This is a genomic window from Nostoc sp. NMS4 (genome assembly GCF_017115095.1).
Classification (GTDB): domain Bacteria; phylum Cyanobacteriota; class Cyanobacteriia; order Cyanobacteriales; family Nostocaceae; genus Nostoc.
In genome coordinates, this window is the sequence record NZ_JABXKI010000090.1 from 16,712 (window position 1) to 18,552 (window position 1,841).

1 protein-coding gene and 1 pseudogene are annotated in these 1,841 nt (G+C 39.8%); both read right to left on the minus strand.

Translation table 11 applies throughout. The features are described from left to right. Positions 1 to 288: 288 nt before the first annotated feature. Positions 289 to 1,317, minus strand: coding sequence for a tetratricopeptide repeat protein (locus HWQ37_RS06195; RefSeq protein WP_292744977.1), 1,029 nt, complete (start codon positions 1,315 to 1,317; stop codon positions 289 to 291). A gap of 227 nt (positions 1,318 to 1,544) precedes the next feature. Beyond that, positions 1,545 to 1,841 (minus strand): annotated as a pseudogene (locus HWQ37_RS06200) (hypothetical protein); the annotation flags it as partial.

The following is a 1,841-nucleotide window of genomic DNA, read 5'->3' on the forward strand; positions in this document are numbered from 1 at the left end:
CTACCCAAGCCATCTTTGCAACTCCCAAAATGCTTAGATTAATTCTCACACAAGAGAGCCTTAATAACTTGAGCCTAGCTTTGTAGAAAAACTGCGATGTCTACGACGGGCTACGCCTACGCTTTTTTCTCCTTCTATCTTAGAGGATGTTTTAAAAGTCCCGAAAGGTATAATTTTGCAGTTCTGTACTGAGTTAAGTGCAACGCAAAATCAAGGTTTCGCCATATACTGAGATGTTTTGCTGTGCTAACTATGAGAGCAAAAGACCCTTTTAAAACATTCTCTAAGCTAGCGCTGTAACGTTTCTCTTAGTCCACGGAGGTGGACTTTGTTTGTATAGTAGCGAATTCTATTCCCCCAATACTTTTCAAACAACCTCCTAAACCAGAAGGCAGATCCTGCGTTTGCAATATTTTGAGAAAGAAGCTCAATTGCATGGTTACAATCTTGTAGGCTGGCATCGAGTCCCATTGCATGATAAATTTCACGAGCATTGCAAAAGGCATTCATCGCTTCTGATTCTCGATTAATTTTTTCTAACACCAAACCCAAATTAAACCAGGCGTTTGCTTCTCCATTTTGGTCATTAAGATCCCTTCTGATCTCTAATGAACGCTGATAAAACTCCAACGCCCTTTGGTACTTTCCTAAAGCCTTATAAGCATTGCCCAATCCACTCAAGGCCATGCTTTGACTATTGGCATCGCTGATGAATTTTGCCAACCCTAACCATTGTTGGTAAAACTCAATTGCTAGTTCGTAATATCCCAATGATTCATAAATATTGCCCAAGCTTCCCAGGCTGATACATTCCCCAGTCCAATCGCCTGTTTTCTTGGTTATACTCAACGACTGCTGATAAAACTCTATTGCTTGCTCATACTTACCCAGGTATTCGTAAGTATTGCCCAAACTTACCAAACAAATGCCTTCGCCAGTGCGTTGGCTTTGCCCGCCGTAGGCATCGCCAATTTTCCTGGTAATACTCAACCACTGCTGATAAAATTCAATCGCTCGCTGGTATTTGCCCAGCGATTGGTAAGCGTTACCCAACCCAGATAAACATTTGGCTTCTTCTAAGCGATCACCTATTTCTCTAGCTATATCTAACCACTGCTGATAAAACTCAATTGCTAGGTGGTACTCGCCTAGTGACTCGTAAGCATTGCCCAAACTTCCCAAAGAAATCACTTCCCCATTGCGTTGGCTTTGCCCGTCGTAGGCATCGCCTGTTTCTCTGGCTTTTTCTAAGCATCGCGCTTCAAGCTCAATGGACTCAATATTATTTAGTCCCCCGGATCTTGTTACTTCTGTCATTATCTATAGAAATTTTTGCTCGATAAGCTGTCGATTATACAATTTTCTGTGGCTTTAGCACAGGATAAGTGCAACTTATCTCAAAATCGAGAAATTCTTCTTCCATATCAAACTTTCTTATATACGCAGCGATCGCTATGTATAAAAGGCTTTTATTTATCCTTGGTAACAAGCATAAAAATATACCATGCTGAAAAACTTAGCTTTCTCAAAAGATATAATAAAAATCAATCAGCAGCAGCATAATCTGGCAATACATTGAGTTCTAAATTAACAGCACTTAAATAATTTTGATCGTTTAAAACTTGTGATGGTAATTTATCTGCGTTAACAGCAGCTTTAACCAAATCTTTCGCAAGAATATTTCTATTTTGAATTTTAAGTACTAGCGCTTCTCCACTAGGAATACCGTGTTGTTGCAAACCTCCTTGATAAGCAAAAGTGACTAAATTCACAGGCTGGAGGTAACTTACATCAAATACATGATGACTACCGTCTTCGTTTTGGTATTGAAAGTAGCTACC